19 protein-coding genes are annotated in these 21,833 nt (G+C 65.2%); 9 read left to right on the top strand and 10 right to left on the bottom strand.

The features are described 5' to 3' along the window. Positions 1-161 precede the first annotated feature (161 nt). Positions 162-371, bottom strand: coding sequence for a hypothetical protein (locus HL671_RS32690; protein WP_012043327.1), 210 nt, complete (start codon positions 369-371; stop codon positions 162-164). Between the two features lie 142 nt (positions 372-513). Next, positions 514-2,178: a tannase/feruloyl esterase family alpha/beta hydrolase gene (locus tag HL671_RS32685; RefSeq protein WP_172242265.1), complete on the bottom strand. Its 1,665-nt coding sequence runs from the start codon at positions 2,176-2,178 to the stop codon at positions 514-516. Positions 2,179-2,368: 190 nt separating this feature from the next. Between HL671_RS32685 and HL671_RS32680 the strand changes: the two genes are divergently transcribed. Beyond that, a complete protein-coding gene (locus HL671_RS32680; RefSeq protein WP_172242262.1) occupies positions 2,369-3,733 on the top strand; it encodes an LLM class flavin-dependent oxidoreductase in 1,365 nt (454 codons plus the stop codon). 251 nt (positions 3,734-3,984) lie between these two features. On the opposite strand, the gene HL671_RS32675 is transcribed toward HL671_RS32680, so the two are convergent. From HL671_RS32675 to HL671_RS32650, 6 genes are all read right to left on the bottom strand, one after another. Further along, positions 3,985-4,896 carry a MurR/RpiR family transcriptional regulator gene (locus HL671_RS32675; RefSeq protein WP_012043324.1) on the bottom strand — a complete coding sequence of 304 codons (912 nt, stop codon included), beginning with the start codon at positions 4,894-4,896 and terminating at the stop codon, positions 3,985-3,987. An 87-nt stretch (positions 4,897-4,983) separates the two neighbouring features. Next, positions 4,984-5,616 (bottom strand): aromatic-ring-hydroxylating dioxygenase subunit beta, encoded by a 633-nt coding sequence (locus tag HL671_RS32670; protein WP_201767759.1) that lies wholly within the window; start codon positions 5,614-5,616, stop codon positions 4,984-4,986. A gap of 17 nt (positions 5,617-5,633) precedes the next feature. Next, on the bottom strand, positions 5,634-6,932 hold the full coding sequence (locus tag HL671_RS32665; RefSeq protein ID WP_172242259.1) for an aromatic ring-hydroxylating oxygenase subunit alpha: 1,299 nt from the start codon (positions 6,930-6,932) through the stop codon (positions 5,634-5,636). Positions 6,933-6,990: 58 nt separating this feature from the next. Next, positions 6,991-8,493: a glutamine synthetase family protein gene (locus HL671_RS32660; protein ID WP_172242256.1), complete on the bottom strand. Its 1,503-nt coding sequence runs from the start codon at positions 8,491-8,493 to the stop codon at positions 6,991-6,993. A gap of 207 nt (positions 8,494-8,700) precedes the next feature. Next, entirely contained in the window at positions 8,701-9,363 is a 663-nt protein-coding gene (locus HL671_RS32655; RefSeq protein WP_246579586.1) for an aspartate/glutamate racemase family protein, read from the bottom strand. A 19-nt stretch (positions 9,364-9,382) separates the two neighbouring features. Further along, positions 9,383-10,189 carry a GntR family transcriptional regulator gene (locus tag HL671_RS32650; protein WP_172242253.1) on the bottom strand — a complete coding sequence of 269 codons (807 nt, stop codon included), beginning with the start codon at positions 10,187-10,189 and terminating at the stop codon, positions 9,383-9,385. A gap of 208 nt (positions 10,190-10,397) precedes the next feature. On the opposite strand from HL671_RS32650, the gene HL671_RS32645 reads away from it, so the two are divergent. The 5 genes from HL671_RS32645 to HL671_RS32625 are packed head-to-tail and all read left to right on the top strand — an operon-like array spanning position 10,398 to position 15,240. Continuing rightward, positions 10,398-11,534, top strand: a complete 1,137-nt coding sequence (locus HL671_RS32645) for an ABC transporter ATP-binding protein (RefSeq protein ID WP_172242250.1) — start codon at positions 10,398-10,400, stop codon at positions 11,532-11,534. 11 nt (positions 11,535-11,545) lie between these two features. Then, on the top strand, positions 11,546-12,595 hold the full coding sequence (locus tag HL671_RS32640) for an ABC transporter substrate-binding protein (RefSeq protein ID WP_172242247.1): 1,050 nt from the start codon (positions 11,546-11,548) through the stop codon (positions 12,593-12,595). Positions 12,596-12,603: 8 nt separating this feature from the next. Further along, positions 12,604-13,455, top strand: coding sequence for an ABC transporter permease (locus HL671_RS32635; protein ID WP_172242244.1), 852 nt, complete (start codon positions 12,604-12,606; stop codon positions 13,453-13,455). Beyond that, entirely contained in the window at positions 13,445-14,260 is an 816-nt protein-coding gene (locus HL671_RS32630) for an ABC transporter permease (protein ID WP_172242241.1), read from the top strand. Before HL671_RS32635 ends, HL671_RS32630 begins: the two co-directional genes overlap by 11 nt. Then, positions 14,257-15,240 carry a polysaccharide deacetylase family protein gene (locus tag HL671_RS32625; RefSeq protein ID WP_172242238.1) on the top strand — a complete coding sequence of 328 codons (984 nt, stop codon included), beginning with the start codon at positions 14,257-14,259 and terminating at the stop codon, positions 15,238-15,240. Before HL671_RS32630 ends, HL671_RS32625 begins: the two co-directional genes overlap by 4 nt. On the opposite strand, the gene HL671_RS32620 is transcribed toward HL671_RS32625, so the two are convergent. Further along, positions 15,186-15,848 (bottom strand): O-methyltransferase, encoded by a 663-nt coding sequence (locus tag HL671_RS32620; protein ID WP_172242235.1) that lies wholly within the window; start codon positions 15,846-15,848, stop codon positions 15,186-15,188. The genes HL671_RS32625 and HL671_RS32620 overlap by 55 nt on opposite strands. An 89-nt stretch (positions 15,849-15,937) precedes the next feature. Between HL671_RS32620 and HL671_RS32615 the strand changes: the two genes are divergently transcribed. After that, positions 15,938-16,588, top strand: coding sequence for a TetR/AcrR family transcriptional regulator (locus tag HL671_RS32615; protein ID WP_012043312.1), 651 nt, complete (start codon positions 15,938-15,940; stop codon positions 16,586-16,588). A gap of 403 nt (positions 16,589-16,991) precedes the next feature. Continuing rightward, the gene (locus HL671_RS32610; protein WP_172242232.1) at positions 16,992-17,855 is read left to right on the top strand and encodes a CPBP family intramembrane glutamic endopeptidase; all 864 of its coding nucleotides are present in this window, start codon (positions 16,992-16,994) and stop codon (positions 17,853-17,855) included. Between the two features lie 337 nt (positions 17,856-18,192). Here HL671_RS32610 and HL671_RS32605 read toward each other — a convergent pair whose 3' ends face one another. Next, positions 18,193-19,761, bottom strand: coding sequence for an RNA-directed DNA polymerase (locus HL671_RS32605; protein ID WP_041750649.1), 1,569 nt, complete (start codon positions 19,759-19,761; stop codon positions 18,193-18,195). Between the two features lie 1,050 nt (positions 19,762-20,811). On the opposite strand from HL671_RS32605, the gene HL671_RS32600 reads away from it, so the two are divergent. Next, a complete protein-coding gene (locus HL671_RS32600) occupies positions 20,812-21,813 on the top strand; it encodes an aliphatic sulfonate ABC transporter substrate-binding protein (RefSeq protein ID WP_041750648.1) in 1,002 nt (333 codons plus the stop codon). Positions 21,814-21,833: the final 20 nt, after the last annotated feature.

Below are 21,833 nucleotides of genomic sequence, written 5' to 3'. Positions count from 1 at the left end.
GTTTCGCGACCGAATCTATCGGGCTGTTTCGTCTCCTCCGACATCGTGGGATTGGCGATCTTCGGAAAGAAGAGTTGGCTCGCGCGGCATTGGAGCACGCGACAGACAACCAATCCTCTTGATCGTTTGAAGGTTCCAAAACGCCAGGCCGCTGCCCGCGCTCAGCGCTCGGCAAACTTGATGGTCGACACCGGCCAGCGGCCGTCATGGCCGCTGATGGTGATGCGCAGACCATGCAGCTCGTCGAGATAGACGCGCTCCACGGTTCCTGCCTTGCCGTCGCTCAATGCCACGCACTTCCCGATCAGCTCCGTCTGAGCATGCTCGAACTCGCACAAAATGGTGAAGGCTCGCGTCTTGACGGCAACCATGAGGAACGATGTGAGGGCTGATGGGACGCCGCAACGCTGCGGAGGGAGACCGGCGCTGGCCGGTAGATCGGGACTCCGGCACGCCGGGTCAACGGCCCATCAAGCGATCGTGCACGCGACCCAGGCGGCGTGCACGATCCGGTCAGCGGCATTCGAAATTGGCCGCATCTTCCAGGCTGCCGCTCCCTTTGTAGGCCAGCACCTTCGGAAACGCGCAGAGATCGCGCGTGCGGCCCGGCCACGGCACGTCCGGCGCACGCCGCGCGGTGGCGCGGATCGCCTCCGGCGCTGCGGCGGTGCCCTCCACCCATTGGTCGAGCGCGGCCAGCAGGTCGAACTGATCGGTCGCAGTTCCGCCGCCGCAATGGTTCATGCCGGGAACCAGGAACAGCCGCGCGAAGCCGTCGGCATCGGCATATCTTGTCTTGAGCTGGCCGACATAGTCGACCGTGTCGAACGCCGAGAAGATCGGATCGGCTGTGCCATGATAGAACAGCATCTTGCCGCCCCTGGATTTGAAGGCGTCGAGATCGGTCGAAATCGCCGCCTCATATTCCATGCCGGCGTCGAAGCCGCCGGCGCCCTTCATCACCTTCCGCGTATCGCGGTCGATATCGAAATTGCGCACCCAGGCGACGAGATCCTCCGGCGTCTCCGGCGGGCTCATGAAATCATAGGGCACGCCGCCGGCGATCAGCGTCAGATTGCGCGCATTCGGCGGGCTGGACTTGGGCGTGCCGAGCTTCCAGGCGCGCCAGCCCGGCGCGGCGAGGCCGGGATCATAGGGCCAGCGTGCATAGATCAACCCGCCCATCGCATTGCGGCTGCCGTCGAACATCAACTTGATGGCCTTCAGCTTCGGCGCAGACAGGCATTGCGCGCTCTCGCCCTCCTTGCAGGCCAGCACGGCCGGATCGAAGCGGCACGCCATGACGTCCTGCACCATGCCATCCTTGGCGCCGTCGGCACCGTCGCACGCCGCGATCACGCCGTCGGCCACCAGCTTCAGATCGTCGTCGGTCAGCGCGCTGCCGACATCGGCCTTGCCGTCAGGGCCGGGCGGCGCGATCGCCAGCAGCGCCTGCTCCTGCGCGATCACGTCGATGCCGGCGAGCGGCACGCGATAGGCCGGGGCCCCGGCGATCACGCCGTCGAACAGTCTCGGAAAGCGCTGCGTCACCGCCATCGCCTGGCGGCCGCCATTGGAACATCCCGCGAAATAGGAGCGGCGCGGCGCGGTGCCGTAAAGCTTCTCGGTCGCGGCCTTGGCGGCTTCGGCCACCGGCGGAATCGAGCTGTAGCCCTTGTCGCGCCGCGCCTGCGGATCGAGCCCAAACAGATACGGCCCGAGCGGCCCCGGCTCCTCCAAATGCCCGGAATCGGTGGAAGCGACGGCATAGCCGTTGGACAGCCCGTTCGGCGGTGTCGCACCGGTGACCAGGCCGAGTGCGGGCCGCAACACGCCGTCGACGCCGCCACCGCCCTGGAAGACGAACTTGCCATTCCACGTCGCGGGCAATCGCAGTTCGTAACCGATCGCGTAGGGCTTGCCGTCGATGCCGGTGCGCTCATTGATCTTGCCGCGGATCAGGCAGTGATCCGGCGCGGGACTGGTGACGCCCGCGGGCGCCGGCGGCGCCAGCTGCACACCACCGGCGGCGACGAACTCCGCCGTGACAACACGGCCACTGCCCGAGAAGCCCTGCCCCAGCGCGGCGCAGCTCGCCTTGAAATCATCGGCGTGGGCCGATGCCACGGCCGACGACCCCAACGCGACCGCAGCCAGCGCCATCATCCGGATCTGCATCAATCTCGTCCTCCCGACTGTCCGGGGCCGATGGCCCGTCGCGTGCCGTCATTGCGTCGCGGCACGCTTGATCGCATCTGGACCATAGCCAAGCCTGCGCGCGGCTCGCAAGCGGCCCTGCGCATGCGCGCGATTGAAAACGCCAGCCCAAGCGTGCCATCTGTCTTCACGATACGATCGAGGGACCATCATGGCTGCGGACATCCGGTTGAATGCGTTTGCGATGAACTGCGTCGGGCACCAGTCGCCCGGCCTGTGGCGGCATCCGCGTGACCGCTCCTCTGACTATAACCGCCTGCCGTATTGGATCGACCTTGCCAGGACCCTGGAGCGCGGCCGCTTCGACGGGCTGTTTCTCGCCGACGTGCTCGGCGTCTACGATGTCTATGGCGGCTCGCCGGACGCCGCGCTGCGCCATGCCATCCAGGTGCCGGTCAACGATCCGATGATGCTGGTCTCGGCGATGGCCGCGGTGACCGAGCATCTCGGCTTCGGCGTCACCTGCACCTTGTCCTATGAGCCGCCCTACCCGTTCGCGCGCCGCATGTCGACGCTCGACCACCTGACGCAGGGCCGCATCGGCTGGAACATCGTCACCGGCTATCTCGACAGCGCCGCGCGCGGCATGGGCAAGGAGCGCCAGACCGCGCATGACGACCGCTACGACATTGCCGACGAGTACATGGAGGTGGTCTACAGACTGTGGGAAGGCAGCTGGGAGGATGACGCCGTCAAGCGCGACCGCGCCAGCGGAATCTTCACCGATCCCGCAAAAGTCCATCGTGTCATCCATCAGGGCGAGACCTACCAGCTCGACGCCATCCATCTCTGCGAGCCGTCGCCGCAGCGGACGCCGGTGCTGTACCAGGCCGGCACCTCGCCGCGCGGCCGCGTATTCGCCGGCCGCCATGCCGAATGCGTGTTCATGTCCGGCCCCTCGGCCAAGATCATCGCGCCGCGCGTCGCCGCGATCCGCCAGGCGGCGGTCGAGGCCGGCCGCGCCGGCAGCGACATGGTGATCTTCAGCATCGCCACGGTCGTGCTCGGCGAGACCGACGCGGAGGCCGAAGCGAAGTTTGCCGATTATCGCCGCTATATCGACCATGAGGCCTCGCTGACCCTGATGTCGGGCTGGACCGGCGTCGACTTCTCGACCTACGAGCTCGACCAGCAGGTCCGTCACGTCCTCAACGACGCCGGCCGCAGCGCGATGGACAACGTCACCCGCGCCGACCCGGACCGGGTCTGGACCGTGCGCGAGGTGGCCGAGCATATCGGCATCGGCGGCATCGGCCCGGTCTTCGTCGGTGGGCCCGCGAAGGTCGCCGACGCCATCGAGCAATGGGTCGAGCAGACCGGTGTCGACGGCCTGAACCTCGCCTTTGCGCTGTCGCCGGAGAGCTTTGCCGATGTCGCCGACATGCTGGTGCCCGAGCTGACCCGGCGCGGCCGCTACAAGAAGGAATACCAGCCGGGCACGTTGCGCGAAAAGATGTTCGGCGCCGGCCGCGCCCGCCTCGCCGCGCCGCATCCCGCGGCCAGCTATCGGCCGTGATTTGCAGGGCTACCGAGATCATGATCGCGGGCTCCCGCCGCAATTGATCTGACAATGAGGTTACTGGTCATGCCCGGGCTCGTCCCGGGCACCCACGCCGTGCCACCCACGCCGACGTGGCTGGCCGGGCCTTCGCCGCGCCGAAGCGGCTTCGGCCGCGCAGGCGGGTCAAGCCCGGCCATGACATAGAAACTGATCGGGCCTCACGTCGCTCTTGCGCGCGGAGGCCGCCCCCGCCTGCTCAGCCGGTCCTACTTCTCGCGCAGGCCCTTCTGGATCGGCGTCATGCCCGGCGAGCCCTGCTCATCGGCCTGCTGCAGGGCGAGGAATTCGCCGAGCCGCTTGCGCGCGGGCGAGCCGAGCGCGCGCGCGACCTCGGAGATCAGGAGCTCGGTGAGCACGAACCCGCCCGCCATCGAATCGAACGGCTCCAGCCCCTTGGTGCTGCTGGTCAGCAGCGTCGTCGCGTGCGAGGCCAGCGGCGACAGGAACTGGTCGGTGACCAGGATCAGATGCGCGCGGCGCTTGGCCGCCTCCAGGCCCCAATCGAGCGTGCTCTGCTGGTAGTGCCGGAAATCGAACAGCACCACGACCGTCCTGGGCTTGAGGTCGACGAGCGCCGAGATGCGCTCGGTGCCGTCGGAAGCGATGTGGGTGACGTCCTTGCGCAGCATCGAGAGATAGGTCGCCAGCTGCGTCGCCAGGATCGCGCTGATGCGGCCGCCCATCACCACGACCGGCCGCGCGACATCGGCGAGCGCTGATACCGCGGCCTTCAGCTCCTTCACGTCGAGATGCGAGAAGGTCGAGCGGATGCAGTCGACATAGGCCGCCTGCGCCCGCGCGGCCGGCGTCTCGGCGGCAGGCTGGCGCTTGGAATCCGGATAGGCATCGACCGGCGAGAAGATACGCTGGTGGATCTCGGCGCGCAGCGTCTCGTGAAACGCGCCATAGCCGTCGAAGCCGAGCTTCGACACCAGCCGCAGCACCGTCGGCGCGCTGACCTCGGCGGCGGTCGCGAGCTGCACGATCGGCACCAGACCACCGGTCGGGTAGTTCTCCAGGATGACCTTGGCGACCGCGAGCTCGGCCGGCGCCAGATGGTTGCGCACGACGCGAATCCGCTCGGCCACGGTGCCCTCGTTCGGGAGCGGCGCACTCACGACGAACGGTCCTGCGATCGGAGGGGCATGGCGATGATCATCACCACGCAGCTAGCATGAATCGCGTTGTCGCAAAAGCGAGCTGCCTCAGAGCAGGAACGTCATGTTGTGCTGGCTTCTGGCGGCATCGAGCAGCGCCACCAGCTTGCGGTCGATCTTGAGCCGGCCGTCCTCCTCGCGCAGCACGTGTCCCATCCAGCCGGTCAGGGTCTGCACGACATGACCGGCGCGCATCTCGTGGACGATGAATTGCGAGCGGATCTTGACCTCGCCGTCCGCGGCCGTGGCGATGCGCACGAAGCCGGCACTCAGATGGCTGGTGTAGGATGGCGGCAGCTGCGACGACGCCACGCCGGTGCGCAGCCAGACGATGCGATCGCCCATCCGCCGACGGTCGTCGAAGGCGATCGTCACCTGGCGCTGCGGATCGCCCCTGACGGCGTCGGGCATGTCGCCAGCCGCGGGCACCCAGTACAGGCATTGCCGGGTGTAGAGCTGATACCAGCGTTCAAAGGCGCGGCGGTCGAGCAGCCAGTGCTCATGCAGGATCAGCGCCTCGTAGCGCTGCCGCTCGGCCTCGGTGAGCGGCGTGCCGATCGCCTGCCATTCGTCGAGATCGCCGCGCAGCCGAGCATAATAGGCATCGTCAACATAGGTCGATTCCAGGCTGTCGCGCAGAATGTCCTTGAGCGTGAAACCATCATCCAAGGCGATATTCATTCCGGGATCGAGCGGGGTCATGCGGCGGCCAATCGTGTCGTTGACGTCATCAGGCGCTTCCACTCGCGCCAGAATGCGCGCAGCGGCAGATCGTCGGTCACCGGTCCCGTCAGCATGCCCTTCGGGCCGATATATTCCTTGCCGGTGCCGAGATGGCGGTTGGTCAGCACCCATTCCATTTCGGGGATCGACAGGCCGGCCTGGCACTCCTCGAAATTGGCGAGATCGTCGGGCTCGCCAAAGCTCGGAAAATCCTCCTGCAGCCGCATCCGCAGCGCATTGACCTCGTCGGGCAGATCCGGCGCCTCGAGCGCCGTCGCGTACCAGGTCAGATGCGTCAGATCGACCCTCTGCGGCTCGATCACCTGGATCTGGTTGCCGATGATCAAAAGGTTTGGGAAGATGTTGAGGTTCATGCCCGAGCCCATCACGACGTCGAGCGCGGCATCCGCCTTGGCGCCGAGCTTGGCGCGGATCGCCTGCTCGTAACGGGTCTCGCCGGGCATCGGCGCGGCCTGCTCCCAATAGCGTTTGATCTCGGCGCGCTGGTCGATGAAGGTGTGGCCGTTGCCGACATCGGCCACTGTTTGCAGGCCGTGATCGACATTGCCGATCGTCCACTGCATGTCGACGCCGGCGCCGTAGCGGTCCTTGCGCATGCGCAGCAGCGACATGTGTGAGAAGCCCGGATGATAGCCGTCGGCGGAATTGTCGTAGACCAGCTTCCAATTTCCGAGGCAGATCATGCGATGCGTGCCACGCTGCAATTTCAAGGTCGCGCCGGGCCAGCGGTCGAGCCATTCGTCGATCAGCTGCGCGGCCGGGCCGAGATGCGTGACGAGGTCCGGCATCTCCGCGTTCAACGTCGCAAAGATGAAGCCGCGATAGCTCGCGACCCGCGCCTTGCCGAGGCCGAGCGCCGCCTTGTCGAAGCCGGGGCCGTAGCCTTCCTCGATCGGCACGCCGACCAGCGCGCCGGCGCTGTCGAACGACCAGTTGTGATAGGGACAGGTGAAGCGCCGCGCCGTGCCCTCGTCCTGGCGGCACACGGTGGCGCCACGATGGGTGCAGCGGTTGAGCAGCACGTGCAGCGCGCCGTCGCGGTCGCGGCTGACGATCACCGGCCGCAGGCCGAGCTTGCGACGGACGAAGCTGTGCGGCGCCGGCAGCTCGCTCTCATGGGCGAGAAAGGTCCAGGTGCCGCCGAACACGCGGTTCATCTCGTCGGCGAAGATCGCCTCGTCGGTGTAGAGCGAGCGGTGGACGCGATGCTCCTGCACCAGCGCGTCGAGCGGCAATTCAGGTGGATGGCTCATGCAATCTCCTCGAAGCCGGCAGGACGCAGGCGGTTGGCGCTTGCGTCCTGCGCCACGGTCAGTAGCGCGTGAAATATTCGCGATGCTCCCAGGCGGTGACGTCGTCCGGCGTCGCCCGCCAGTCCGGCTCGGCGGCAAGGAAGCGGTTCACCTCGCTCTGCTTCATGCCGAGCAGCCAGTCGACGAAGACGTCGCTGAGCTGGGCGCGGAAATAGCTGCTGCCCTTGAGTGCTTCGAGCGCCTCCATGAGGTTGGTCGGCAGCAGCGGACGATGCGTCGCGGTATAGGGGCTGGTCTCCAGCGGACCGGGATCGAGCTTGCGGCGCAGGCCGTCGAGGCCGGCCAGCGCCTGCGAGGCGATGTAGAGATACGGGTTGGCGCCGGGCTCGCCGATGCGGTTCTCGATATGCGCCGACGGCTCGCCGGGCATGCCCTGCACCCGGATCATCGCGGCGCGATTGTCGTAGCCCCAGGTGGCGCGGTCCGGCGCCAGCGAGTTCGGCTTGCGGCGGCGATAGCCGTTGACGGTCGGCGTCGTGAACACCGAGGCGGCGGCGGCATGTTCGAGCAGGCCGCCAACAAAGCGGCGGCCAACCTCGGACAGCAGCTCGCCCGAGCCGGGCTCGGAGGCGAAGGCGTTGCGGCCGTCGGCGGTCGCGAGGCTCTGATGCAGGTGCCAGCCGCTGGCCACGTAGTTCGGCAGGCCGGGCCGCGTCATGAAGGTGGCATGCAGGCCCATGCGGGTCGCGACCTGCTTCACCATCGATCGGAACAGCGACATCGTGTCGGCGGTCTTCAGCCCGGTCTGAACGTCGAAGGTGAATTCGAGCTGGCCCGGCCCCATCTCGTTCTCCATCGTGCGCAGCGGCAGGTTCAGCGCCACGCAATGATCGGCGAGCGTGCAGATGAAGTCGTCCATGCGGTCGAGATTGTCCTCGACCTGGTAGGAGAAGCCGCGCGCCGCGGCTTCCACCACCGGCGGTGTTGGCGGCAGGCCGAGCGTGCCCATGTCCTCCGGCGCGAGCTTGGGATCGATCACCTTGGTGACATAGAACTCGATCTCGAGGCCCGTGATGAAGGTGTATTTCTCCCGCGCGAGCTCGGCGAGCGCGGCCTTCAATTTGTGGCGCGCATCGAACGGCACCGGACGGCCGTCGCGGAAATAGAGATCGCCGAGCACCCAGCCGGTGCCGGGCGACCAGGGCAGCACGCGGAACGTGGTAGGATCGGGCACCAGGATGACGTTGGCAAAGCCGGCCATCTCGGCCATGCCGAAGCCGCCACCATCGACGAACGGATTGTAGGCGATGCCCTCGGCGGAATCGAAGCCGTATTGCGCGTTGGTGAACTCGATGCCGTTCTTCAGCGCAGCATGGAATGGACCAGGCATCAGCGTCTTGCTGCGCAGCTTGCCTTGGGGATCGGCGACCGAGACGCGGATGCAGCGCACCCCCGTCTCCTTGACCGCAGCGAGTGCCTCGCCTGCGGCCGCCTTCTGCTCATCGCTCCAGAGGCCATGCGCCTCGATGAAACCGCTACTCACGTTGGCTCCTCCTCGCATGAACGCGCCGCGTCGCGGGCATTCGCTTGATGGTCACCGGCGCAGAAAATCTGTTTCATTACGTCAAAACTTGAAAGCGTAAAATTTATTACCCATGCCGAAATAATGAGCCGCATCCTGCTCGCGCGCGAGCCAGCGCCCCGGCGATCAGCTCGCTGCGCCTTATGGCCTCATGAGTGGGATGAACGCCTTCGGATCAGGCGCAGATCAGGCGCCGAGCCGCTGCAGCAGCTGCGTCACCGCCGCCGCGATCGGCTTGATGATCGGCACCTCGAATTGCGGCTGCAGCCGGTCGGCGGCCTGCGCCAGCGGCCCGCCGCCGATGATCACGGCCGCGGCGCCATCCTCCGTGATGCAGGCGCGCGCCGCCGCCGCGAGCGCAGGCTCCAGTTGTTCGGGGTCGGCCGCGAGGACCGCCGGATCGCCCGTGGTCAGCCGCGTCCCCGTAAACTGCGCCGCCAGCCCAAGCTGCCCGGCCAGCGCCGCGATGCTCGCGACCAGTGCCGGCGTCACCGTGGCAATCCCGAAGCGCCGCCCATCGCGCGCCGCCTCGCGCATCGAGGCTTCGCCGATCCCGACCACCGGTCGCGGCCAGAAGCTGCGGATCTCGGCGGCGCCGGGATCACCGAACGCGGCGACAATGATGCCGTCGCAGCCATCACCCTGCGCCCGTGCGATCTCGACCACTTCGTCGGCGGATGCGGCCAGCGCCGCGCCGTCGACGATCATGGCAGGCGCCCGCATCGCGGTCGCGCCGACGATCTCGGCCCGCCCGTGACAACATGCGGCGGCGATCGCCACCATCATCGCCGTGGTCGCGGCCGAACTGTTCGGATTGATCAGCAGTATGCGCGGCAGGGGCGAAGTCATCGAGTGCGTGCCGCCGTGCTCAGCTGTCATGGCGCGCGGCCGGCCTGACGCCGAGATCCTTGAAGATCTCCGTCAGCTCATCGACCTCGCCGTCAGCCTGCCGCGGCTGGATGCGGCGCTCGATGTCATCGAGATGATGCGTCATGGCGGCGACCGCCGCGGCCTTGTCACGCGCCAACACCAGCTCGCCGATGTCGGGGTGCGAATCCGGCGAGCAGTCGGGCGCGCCGGGCTGCTCGAACGTCGCGATCGCCAGGGAGGTGCGCAGGATCAGCTCGCGCGCCATGTCGAGCAGCACATGGTTGCCGGCGAGCTGCGCGATCAGGATGTGGAATTCCGCCGTCAGCGACAGTGAGGCCCAACGATCGCTGCGGTCATCGGCCGCCTCGCGCGCCATATGCGCCTTCAGCAGCGCCTTGCCGGGCTTGTCGAGCCGGTCGATGGCGGCTGCCACCGTCGCCGCCTCGATGACGCGGCGGGCGGCGAACATCTCGCGCGCCTCCTCCCAGGTCGGCCGGTAGACGAAGGCGCCGCGGTTCGGAAACTGCACGACGATCTTGCGCGAGGCGAGATGCGCCAGCGCCTGGCGGATGTGGATGCGCGTGGTGCCAAGCGCGCGCGCCAGCCGGTCCTCGCCGAGCTTGGTCCCCGGCTTCAGCCGCTTCTGGCTGATCGCCGTGAGAATGCCCTGCACGACCGGATCGTCATCCATCCGCCGCGGATCGACCGGCTCGGACTCCGGCCGCGGCGCCGGCCGGCGCCGGACCTTGCTCCGGGCCGGGGTCTTCTGCGCAACGCGATCGGCTTTGCCGCGAGTCTTGATCATGTCGTCCCTTTTAGCCGAAGCCCGCAAGATTGAAAGCAGCCACATTGCCGCTTCTTTCACCAGACACCGCCCATTTCGTCGCCAATATCGAACAAAAATTGGCGCCAATTTTAGGCGCCAAATTTTTTTCAACGTCTTTACAATTGCTTGCGTCAGCAACAATACTGGCACGGCGCTTGCTGACCTCTGGCGCGACGGAGAGCCATGCATGTTGAGCAGCGCGACGACGAGAGTAGCGGAGACCCGGACGGAGGCGCGCGGCTGCGCGTTGATGCTGCAGGGCGTCGGCCACAGCTTCGGCGCCACGGTCGCGCTCGAAAGCATCGATCTGGCGGTGGCGCGCGGCGAGTTGATCGCCCTGCTCGGCCCCTCCGGCTGCGGCAAGACCACGCTGCTGCAGATCATCGCCGGCTTCCTGCAGCCGAGCCGTGGCGCCGTCAGCTTCGACGGCGTGCGCATCGACCGCACGCCCGCCAATCGCCGCCGCATCGGCATGGTGTTCCAGAACTACGCGCTATTCCCCCACCTCACCGTCGCCGAGAACGTCGCCTACGGCCTGCGCGCGCGAAAGTCGCCCGGCGCCATGGTCAAGCAGCGCGTCGCCGAGATGCTGGCGCGGGTGCAGATGACGTCGTTCGGCGATCGCTTCCCGCGCCAGCTCTCCGGCGGCCAGCAGCAGCGCGTCGCCCTGGCGCGCGCGCTCGCCATCGATCCCGTGCTGGTGCTGCTCGACGAGCCGTTTTCCGCGCTCGACAAGAACCTGCGGCTCGACATGCAGATCGAAATCAAGAGCCTGCTCAAGAGCTGCGGCGTCACGTCGATCATGGTCACCCATGATCAGGAGGAGGCGCTGTCGATGGCTGACCGCATCGTCGTGCTCAACAAGGGACGGATCGAGCAGATCGACACGCCCGATGCGCTCTACGATGCGCCTGCGAGCCTGTTCGTCAACGGCTTCATCGGCCACGCCAATTTCCTGAAGGGACGGACATCGCCGCAACCCGGCACGATCGCGCTCGATGCCGGCTGCGCACTCGCTCTGGCCGGCACCGCACCGCCGCCTGCGCACCGCGACGTCATGGTCTCGATCCGGCCCGAGAACCTGGCCCTGGTGTCGGACGCGCAGCCGCGCTCGATCGCCGTGACGATCCGCGTGGTGATGCCGCTCGGGGCTTTCAGCGTGATCGACTGCGTCACCGCCTCGGGCGAAGCCATCAAGGTCAGCCAGTCCCGCGCCGCCTGGTCGGGCCGGCCGGGCGACGCCGCATGGCTCGTGATTCAGGACATCAGCAAGGTCCACGTCTTCGAGGCCACGACGGCCTCGCCATCCATCGCAAGAGCATGAGGAGTTTCACGATGATCCTGTCCCGCCGACGCCTGCTCGCCACCGCCGCCGCGGCCCTCGCCGCGCCCCATGTCATGACGTCCTCACGCGCCCGCGCCGCCACCTCGATCGTCGCCACCACCTACCCCGGCAGCTTCGACGAGGCGTTCCGCGCGGTGATGGGGCCGGCCTTCCAGAAGGCGAGCGGCGCCGACGTCACCTTCACGCCGCTGCTCGGCGTCGACCAGATCGGCAAGATCCAGGCATCACGCAACGCCCCGCCCTTCGACGTCGTGCTGTTCGACGAGGGTCCGCTGATCCCGGCCATCGCCAGCGGCGTGATCGAAAAATTCCCGACGGAAGCGTCCAAGAGCTTCGCGCAGATCCCGCAGCCGTTCCGCCATCCCGACGGCTACGCGCCGGTCATCACCGTGCAGCTGATCGGCATCGCCTATAATCCGAAGAAGATCACCACGCCGCCGACCTCGTGGGAGGATCTGTGGAAGCCGGAATATAAAGGCCGCGTCGGCATCACCGGCATGGGCTCGAGCCTCGGCACCGCCTTCATGGTCGAGATCGCCAAGCTGAACGGCGGCTCGGAGACCAATCTGGAGCCGGCCTTCGAGGCGATCAAGAAGCTGTTGCCCAATGTCGGCGCCATCGCCGCTTCGCCCGGCGCGCTCGCCACCCTGTTCCAGCAGGGCGAGATCGATATCGCCTTCAATTTCTGGAACAATGTCGCGCTGCTCGCCGCGAAGGGCGTCGATATCGCCTTCGCCAAGCCGAAATCGGGCGCGGTCATCATCCGCTCCAGCGCGCAGATCGTGAAGAACAACCAGGATCCGAAGCTCGTGCTCGACTATCTCGACACGGTGATGTCGGCCGAGGCCCAGAAGGGCATCGAGGCGGCGCCCTGGGTGATGATGCCGACCAACAAGAACGTGGCGCTGACCGGCGCCAATCTGACGGTGGCCAAGAGCGTCGACGACCTCATCGCCAGCAACGTGCTGCTCGACTGGACGAAGTTCCAGCACATGCGCGGCGAATGGATCACGCGCTTCAACAAGGACGTCAAGATCTAGCATTCGGCATGTCGACACCGCGTCCCACAGGAAAGCTCGCGCCGGCGCTGCCGCTGGCGCTGGTGTTTCTCGCTGCCTTCGTCCTGCCGCTGGTCGCGCTGGTCGCGATCAGCCTGTTCCGCACGCCCGCTTTTGCCGAGCTGTCGCCGGCGCAATATCTGCGCTTTCTCGGTGACCCGTTCAGCCTGCGCGTGCTGGCGGACACCGTGATGCTTGGCCTCGAGGTCGCGCTGTGCGCGCTCGTGCTCGCCTACCCGCTGGCGCTGGTCTATGTCGCGAGCGGCCCGTTGATCCGCACGGGCCTCATTTTCCTGATCCTGCTGCCGCTGCTCACCAGCACCGTGGTGCGCACCTTCGCCTGGATCGTCATCCTCGGCCGCGACGGCATCGTCAATTCGGCGATGCTGTCGCTCGGCCTGTGGGACAGTCCGGCCCGCCTGCTCTACAGCTGGGGCGGGCTGGTGCTGGCGCTGACGCAGATCCAGCTGCCGCTGATGGCGCTGCCCCTGATCAACAGCCTGCTGCGGCTCGACGGCAATCTGGCGCGGGCTGCCGAAGGTCTCGGCGCCGGCCGCGTCCGCGTGTTCGTCACCGTCATCCTGCCGCTGACCCTGCCCGGCGCGATCGCGGGGCTCCTTCTGGTATTCGCCGCAGCCGCAACGGCCTTCATCACCCAGACGCTGATCGGCGGCGGCCGCATCATCCTGATGCCGAGCTACATCTATCAGCAGTCGATGGGCGTGCAGGACTGGCCGTTCGCCGCCGCGCTGTCCCTGATCTTCACCGCCGCGGTCATCGGCATCGTCGCCGCGATCGGCGCGCTGTCGCGCAGACTGACGCGAGGCCTCGATGCAGCGTGACCTCTCCGACCGGATCTATGGCGGCGTCGTCGGCGCGATCGCCGCGGCATCGGTGCTGCTGTTGCTGGCGCCGACGCTTGTCGTCCTGATCATCTCCCTCACATCTGGCATGACGCTGAAATTCCCGCCGCCAAGCTGGTCGGCGCGTTGGTATGTCGAGCTGTTCCGCTCGCCCGAGCTGCTCACGCCGGCCCTGACCAGCCTGCAAGTGGCGCTGTGGACGACATTGTTCTCGGCCTTGCTCGGCAGCGCCGCGGCGCTGGCGCTGGCCCGCAACCGATCGCGGAGCGCGCGCCTGCTCGATGCGCTGTTCATGTCGCCGATGGTGCTGCCCGCGATGGCCTTCAGCCTCTCGCTGCTGCTGGTGTTCAACGTGATCGGCATCAGGCTGTCCTTTGCCACCTTGGTGCTCGGCCACACCATCGTCTGCGTGCCGTTCGTGATCCGCATGGTCGGCGCCGCCGTGCAGCAGCTCGATCCCGTGCTCGTCACCTGCTCGCTGAGCCTCGGCGCCAGCCGCTGGTACACCTTTCGCCGCATCACCTTGCCGCTGATCCGCCGCGGCATCGTCGCGGGCGGCCTGGTCGCCTTCCTGTCTTCCTTCGACAATGTGCCGGTGTCGCTGTTCCTGGCGGATGCCCGCACGGAGGTCCTGCCGATCAAGCTGTGGGCCATCCTCGAAGGCAGCCTCGACGTCCGCGTCGCCGCCGTCTCCGGCGTGATCGTGGTGCTCACCCTCATCGGACTTGTCTGCGCGGAGACGCTGGGCGGACTCAGCCGCAGCTTCGGAAAGAGCTCTTCATGACCATCATCCGTGACCTGCGCGGCTATGGCCGCCAGCGCCCCGACATCATCTGGCCGAACGGCGCCCGCGTGGCGGTGTCGCTGGTGATCAATTTCGAGGAAGGCGCCGAGCTCGCCGTCGAGCAGGGCGACGCCGACACCGAGCGTTATGGCGAGGTGCAGCCGACCCTGCCCTCCGGCATGCGCGATCTCGTGCAGGAGCAGGTGTTCGACTATGGCATGCGGGTCGGCCTGTGGCGCTTCCTCGACGCCTTTGCCGCGCAGCGCAGGCCGGCGACGCTGATGATGTGCGGCCGTGCCGTCGAGCGCGTGCCGGATCTCGCGCGCATCGCCGTCGAGGCCGGGCATGAGCCGGCCGTGCATGGCTGGCGCTGGCTGCCGCACGCGCTCTATGCCGACGCCACCACCGAGCGCCGCGACATCGTCCGCACCCGCGACATCATTGCGCGCGCGACCGGCGTGACGCCGGTCGGCTTCATGACCCGCGGCAGCCAGAGCCCCTGGACACGCGACCTGCTCGGCGAGCTCGGCTTCACCTACGACTCCAACGCGCTCGACGACGACCTGCCCTACTGGACCTCAGCCGCGAACCGGCCGCTGCTGGTGCTGCCCTATGGCTTCGACACCAACGACATGAAGTTCTTCCATCCGAACGGCTTCGTGCAGCCCGAGGATTTTTCCGACTACGTCGCGGCCGCGCTGCGCACGCTGCTCGCCGAGTCCGATCGTGGCGCGGCGTCGATGCTGACGATCGGCTTTCATCTGCGGATCTCCGGCCGGCCGGCGCGGTTTGCGGCGGTCGGGGCCATCCTGGCGATGCTGGCGCGGCTGGGTGATCAGGTCTGGGTGGCGCGGCGCGCCGATATCGCCGCGCATTTCCGTGCGATCGTCGCCCCGCCGATGGGCCAGAGCCCGGCGCGCGCGGATCACCTGATGCTCATCGACAGTTCGACCTCGTCGTCGAACGGAACCGAGAGGTAGCCGTTCCCCGGCGCGCGGACATAAGCGAGATAGTCTGGACAATGATCCGCATTGTCGGCCACGATGAACGCGCCGGGGCTGAGCTTGCTCTCGAGCAAATCGAGAACATCGCGATAGAGCGGCTTGGCGCCGTCGAGCAGGACGAGATCGATCGCCTCGGGCAGATCGGCGCCGAGCGTCTGCAGCGCATCGCCCTCGCGGATCTCGACGAGATCGAGCAGGCCCCCCTCGGCGAGATGATGCTTGGCGCGGGCGATCTTCGACGGCTCGAACTCGGTGGTGATCAGCCGGCCGCCGCCATTGTCGCGCAGCGCCGCGGCAAGGAACAGCGTCGAGATCCCGAACGAGGTTCCGAACTCCACGATCCTGCGCGCCTCGAAGCTGCGCGCCAGCATGTAGAGCAGCACGCCGGTCTCGCGCGAGACCGGCAGCGGGAAATCCTTCAGCTGCGTATAGAGCTCGACATGGCCGGACTTGCTGCGCATCAGCGCTTCGCCGCGTTCGGCCATGCCGGCGAAGATCGGGCTCGTCTCCGGCCGCGCCAGCGCGGCTTCGGCGAGCAGTCGATCGAGCAGCGGTGCGAAAGGTTGGGTGGTCAGCGTGATCATGGTCATCTCCAGGGCGTTGGTGGCTCATTGCGTCCTGGTCAAAATACGAATAATCACTCGCGTTCGCTAATCGCATTCCGGAACGCCGCATGGCTCCTCGTCGAAAAGCCTCGATTTCCGCGCGAAAACAGCCACAACAGGCACGCTCGACCGATCTCGTCGCAGCCATCCTGGAGGCCGCTGTTCAGGTTTTGACGACCGAAGGCGCACAGCGTTTCACCACCGCCCGCGTCGCCGAGAAGGCCGGCGTCAGCGTCGGCTCGCTGTATCAGTACTTCCCCAACAAGGCCGCCATCCTGTTCCGGCTGCAGAGCGACGAGTGGCAGCAGACGACCCGCCTCCTGCACGGGATCCTGGAGGATACGAGCCGCCCGCCCCTGGTGAGGTTACGGGCGCTGGTTCATGCCTTCCTGCAATCGGAGTGCGACGAGGCCGCGATCCGCGGCGCGCTCGACGATGCCGCTCCGCTCTATCGCGACGCGCCCGAAGCGCGTCAGGCCACGGCCAGCGGCCGCCGCGCGCTGCTGGCTTTCATGCGCGAGGTCCTGCCCGACGCAGGAGAAGCCGACCGCGCGCGTGCAGCCGACCTGATCAAGGCGACGCTGAGCCAGGTCGGCAAGCATTTCTCGGAGACACCGCGCAACCGCGCCGAGATATCGGCCTATGCCGACGCGATGTCGGACATGTTCTGCGCGTATCTTTCCACGGCAAACAAGCCTCGCAGGCGCAAGGCCGGGTAGTCCTGCAGCCGGCGCATCTCCGATCAACGCCCTCACAGGATCCTCCGTCATGCACGGGCTGGTCCCGCGCATCCAACGGGGTCAGTGCCCGATAAGCAGCATATGCGTGACCCAGGCTTCCGCAAACACGCCGCACCCGAAAGCAGCTCGGATGTTGCAAAGTCGATTGCGGCATCGACTTGCTCCTCATATCCAATGATAGGTCGGATGGGGCTTGCTTCTTTGCGGGTGCCGTCCGTGTGGACCGGTAAGATCAATACCGAGAGGTCATCAGGTCCGAAACAGGAGGTCCGATCTGACCGGAGGATTCGCCGGTGCGGCAGGGCCAACATGCGCTCGCGAGGACGGACGATATGGTCGCAGTTGTCGCTGCGGCGCGGATCTGGGGAGGGAAGGTTTTCACATGACGGATGTCAGCCTTGTTGGTCAGCCACTCTGGCTGCGCATTCTGCAATTTCCGCTGACGCGCCTCATCGTCCTGGGATCTGTCTTGTTCTACTTCATGGGGTGGGCCCAGGCTCGCCTCGAGCAATTCCACGATTCACCCTTGTTGAACGCGGCCATCCAGATCATCCTGGGCCTGGCGGCGATCGGCGTGTACGTGGCCTATGGAAAACTCGTCGAACGCCGCGAGGTGACCGAGCTTTCGACGCCGGGGCTTGGCCGTGAATGGGCCATCGGCGCGCTGTGTGGCGCGGTCCTTTATACCGTGAGCGCCGTGGTCCTGATGCTGCTCGGCATCTACAAGGTCCAGGGATTCAACCCCTTGCTGTTCCTGCTTCCCAACCTGGCGTTGGCGATCAAGTCGGGAGTCTTCGAAGAGTTGGTTTTCCGCGGCGTCCTGATGCGATCGGTCGAGGACATGTTCGGAAGCTGGGTCGGGATCCTGGTCTCATCCCTCGCGTTCGGACTTGTTCATCTGCTGAACCCAGGAGCGACGCTGGGCGGGGCCATCTACATCTGCATCGAGGCCGGGCTGTTGCTGTCCGCGGCCTATCTCGTCACCCGCCGCCTGTGGATCTGCATGGGCTTCCACATGGCCTGGAACTACTTCCAATCGGCGGTCTTTTCCGGCGTCGTCTCGGGCGCCGTCAGCGATCCCTGCCTGCTGAAGGCCACCATCGAAGGACCGGAGCTGCTGACCGGGGGCTCGTTCGGGATGGAGCATTCGGTGGTCGCGCTGGTGGTCTGCACCACGGCCGGCGTGATCCTTCTGCTCATCGCCATCCGCCGGGGTCACCTGATGCCACCGATGTGGCAGCGCTGAGAGAGGGGCGCGTTTCATGACGGGCAGCGGGACCCACGGCCGCCGGGACGCGACGTCGACTCGATGACCAGCGCATCCAGATCTCCGCTGACGTGATGCAGCGTCGCGAATCGGCGACGAGCCGACACCGGACTCTCATCAGAGCCTGGAAGGTGTCTGTTAAGGGCGAGGAGCGGACGTGATAGAGCATTCTGATTGAGGTGTAGCTTGTAGCGTCCGAACAAACGGAAATTTCCGGTATTGGGCTAGATCGGCTGGAACATCAACCTGCGCGGTCATGGTGGCCTCGATCCTTTCCGGATATTCAGCCAACGATCGGCGTCGCCTCAACGTAGATCTAAAGCCTTTGCTCCTTGACCATTCTAATTGCTCGCTCGCAAAGCTGCCCATCTCCACTTACCCGACCGTAGAACGCGTTTCTCCGTCCGACCTCTAGTCGTTTAATGCTCACGAGGACTTGCGCTCGCTCCAATTCGTTGTGGACTTCGCCGTAACCGGCCTCCAAACGCTCCAGATCAGCCATCGATCCGTGGGTCTGTAAGATCAAGCGGCATACTGCCCTCAGATAGAACGCTCGCGCATTGTCGAAGGTTATGAGTCGGGCGACAGTAATCAACCCAACACTCGGTGGAGAGCCTAACGAGTGCAGCCATCGAAAAATCTGATAGACTTGATAGTCATACATGCAATCAGGCGACTGGAGAAAACTCTCAATTGGAGTAAAATCTCTTGGAAATGTTCCAACCGCGCCAATGTAGTCCAAGAGGGATTGGGTCTCTTGTGGTTGGGTTGCCAAGTGTTCAAGGCAATATGCCAATGCGTAGTCGTCGGATTGTGCTCGAAGGCGATTTATAAGAAAGTGAAATAGGGTTTTGTTGAATTTTCCAGGCGCATCTATAAACTTCTGACGGAAAACCTCTCGCACGACCTCCACTGGCGCATCATCCGGACTCACCTTGTCATCAAGGTCCTCTATCGTCATGTAGGGATTAATCGACTCCATTGTTTTAATGAGAAAGTCCCTATACTGCTTTTGTACGTCAGTTATTATCGGAGCGATACCCTCGATGATAGCTTTGGCTTCAGCTGCTGAAACGATTTCCGTCTTTGCCGACTGCAAATTTAGACCCCGTCGGCGGAGAGATCGGATCAGAGACATCAGTGCTTTTTTGCAAGCTGGTACGTCTGAACAAAAAATTCGTATGTCGTCCACGTAACGAATAAAGTCGACTTGCATGTCTGCCATGGCTTGGTCAATTGGGTTTAGGTAAACCTTGGCCAGCACATCCGAGGCGGAAAGTCCTTGTGGAACTCCGCGATTGGGCACGACAGCCCATCGATTCAGGCAGAGCTGAAGCAATTGGATTACGTCGCTATCAGCGCCGAGCGTTCTCAAGTCCGAAAACAGAACCGTCAAATCTATGTTTTCGTAGAATCCCGTAATGTCGGTAAGAACGACGTGAGCCGCGCCATTATCAATCCGCTCGACGCTGACTTTGCGAAATGCAGACCAGCCATTGAAGCGATTTGTGAACCACTCAACCCGCCGGACGCTCTCGGAAAGCCGATATGAAAAGTCGACCTTACCTTGAGACCAACCTAATCCGAGGTTGATAGCCGAAAGCAAGGCGCCAACTGCAGCTGCATACACCACGCGATCCTCAAGATTGAGGAGGGCTGCAGGACGAACTGCGCCATTTCCTTTAGGAATGTCCGCGATCACAGCAGAGTGGGGACGATATCCGGCGGCAATTTTTTCGCTAAGCTGACTCAGCCAAGTGGCCTGATCGGCATCAACCAACTCGATCTCCAAAGGAGACTCGATAAAAGAGCGTGCAGTATTTAGATCAGATTTCACTCGCTTGAGGGCGAGCTCGAGGTCCAACTTCTCAACCGGAAATGCCATTTTGCATTGCACGCGACCGTTGCGCTCCCTATCCCGGCTAAGAACTCCCGCCGCCGACTCTTTAATCTCCGAGCCGGACCAGAGAAGCGTATCTTGATCCGGGTTGCATAGGAAGCGGGCCTCAGAACGCGACGGGCCACAGCCTCTCTTGACCCGTAGCCGACGTCCGTTTTGGGCTGAATGCGGACGCCACGGGCTCATTTGCAGAGGTCTGCCTCAGCGACAGTCTGTCTTCCCGAATCGGATTGCTTCGTAGCTTCCGCCCCCCAATGGCGCCGACCTGCTCCGCCGCGCAAGACGGAAGCCTCAGGTGAAATCCGCTCATGAGCCGCCGTGCTTCGTTTCGGCCGGCTTTCTTCGCGCGTGCTCAAAAAAGCGAAATTCCCCCGCGATCTCAAGCTGATTTGCCCTGTCCAGTCCCGCCGTGGACAATATTCTTGTTTCTTTTTTTCAGAATTCATGATCTTATTTCCCCATCCCGCCCGATCGAGGGGCGCTTTCGCGAACGTCACGAAACGTTGGGTGGGATGCGATGGCCGGTTCTCGTCGCAGCGTGCGTCACGCATGCGGACGAACGAGGAGAGCCGGACGGCGAAGTCGCGTGGTCCTGATACTCCGACGCTAGTATCACGCGCTGATGCGCAAGCATCATGCGCAACGGTGGCCAGACAGCCCGGCGCACCGGGGAGATCGCGTATAAGCCGTAAGCCCATTGCGCAGGGAAGGCCGGATGCCGGCTGATCCTGTGGTAACCGCCGCGTGCTTTGCTTTTTGCACGCGGGCCATGGGCGTCAGTCGATGCCCGGCCTTCCCTGTGCCCTCTCCTCAGAGAGGGACGAACGGCAGACACATCTTGGACGCCTGGTGCGCCGCGAGCCTGCGGACGGCTGCCTCATCGGATTTCCCTCGGCAGGAAGACAGATTTTCTCGCGACAGACCCGAATGAAGAACTTTCCTCTCCATCCCGACCGATCTGCAAAATTGCGCAGGGAAACCGATCCTGCGAATGATCCGGCCAGATTGCAGGCATCGGCTTTCAGGAGATTTCGCATGACATCCTCTTTCACCGGCCCGGCGCGCGGATCGCGCCCCCTGAGGCTGGCCCGCCGCAGCGTGATGATGATGGCCGTCGCCCTGCTCGGCGCCCTCGCCGCATCGCGCGCTGAAGCCGCAGAGACGCTGCGCATCGGCTATCAGAAATCCTCCACCTTGATCGCCCTGCTCAAGACCAATGGCGAGCTGGAAAAGGCGCTGGCGCCGCTCGACATCAAGGTGTCCTGGCACGAATTCTCCAGCGGCCTGCCGCTGCTCGAGGCGATCAACATCGGCAGCATCGATGTCGGCGCTGATGTCGCCGACACCGTGCCGGTGTTCGCGCAGGCCGCAGGCGCCAAGATCGCTTACGTCGCCGAGGAGGCCGCCTCCCCCTCCGCGCAGGCGATCCTGGTGTCGACCGCCTCGCCGATCAAGTCGCTGGCCGAACTCAAGGGCAGGAAGATCGCGGTGACCAAGGGCGCCGGCAGCCATTATCTGCTGCTCTCAGCGCTCGCCAAAGCGGGGCTGACCTTCAAGGACATCACCCCGGCCTATCTGCCGCCCGCCGACGGCCGCACCGCCTTCGTCAGCAACAATGTCGATGCCTGGGTGGCGTGGGATCCGTTCCTGACCAGCACCATCCGCCAATCCGGCGCGCGCGTGCTCACCGACGGCAGCGACGGGCTCGCCAGCTACAAGCGCTATTACCTCGCCTCGGCCGATTATGCCGCCAAGCGCGGCGACGTCCTCAACATCATCTATGGCAAGCTGGTCGAGACCGGCAAATGGGTCAAGGCCAATCCGGCCGCAGCGGCGAACCAGCTCGCCACGCTGTGGGGCATCGATGCGGCCACCGTCGAGGAGGCCAACAGCCACCGCTCCTACCAGGTCGGCACAGTCACCGCAGCCGGCCTCTCCGAGCAGCAGAAGATCGCCGACGCATTTCTGGCCGAGCGCGTGCTGCCCGCGAAGGTGGACACATCTGCGTTAGCGATCTGGACTCCGAAGGCGCCGTGAGCCAGAGAGGGAACCGAGGT

The sequence above is a fragment of the Bradyrhizobium denitrificans genome (assembly GCF_013179005.1).
Classification (GTDB): Bacteria; Pseudomonadota; Alphaproteobacteria; order Rhizobiales; family Xanthobacteraceae; genus Bradyrhizobium; species Bradyrhizobium denitrificans.
The sequence above is the reverse complement of the archived record's forward strand: the minus strand, read 5'-3'. Positions and strand labels throughout refer to the sequence as shown.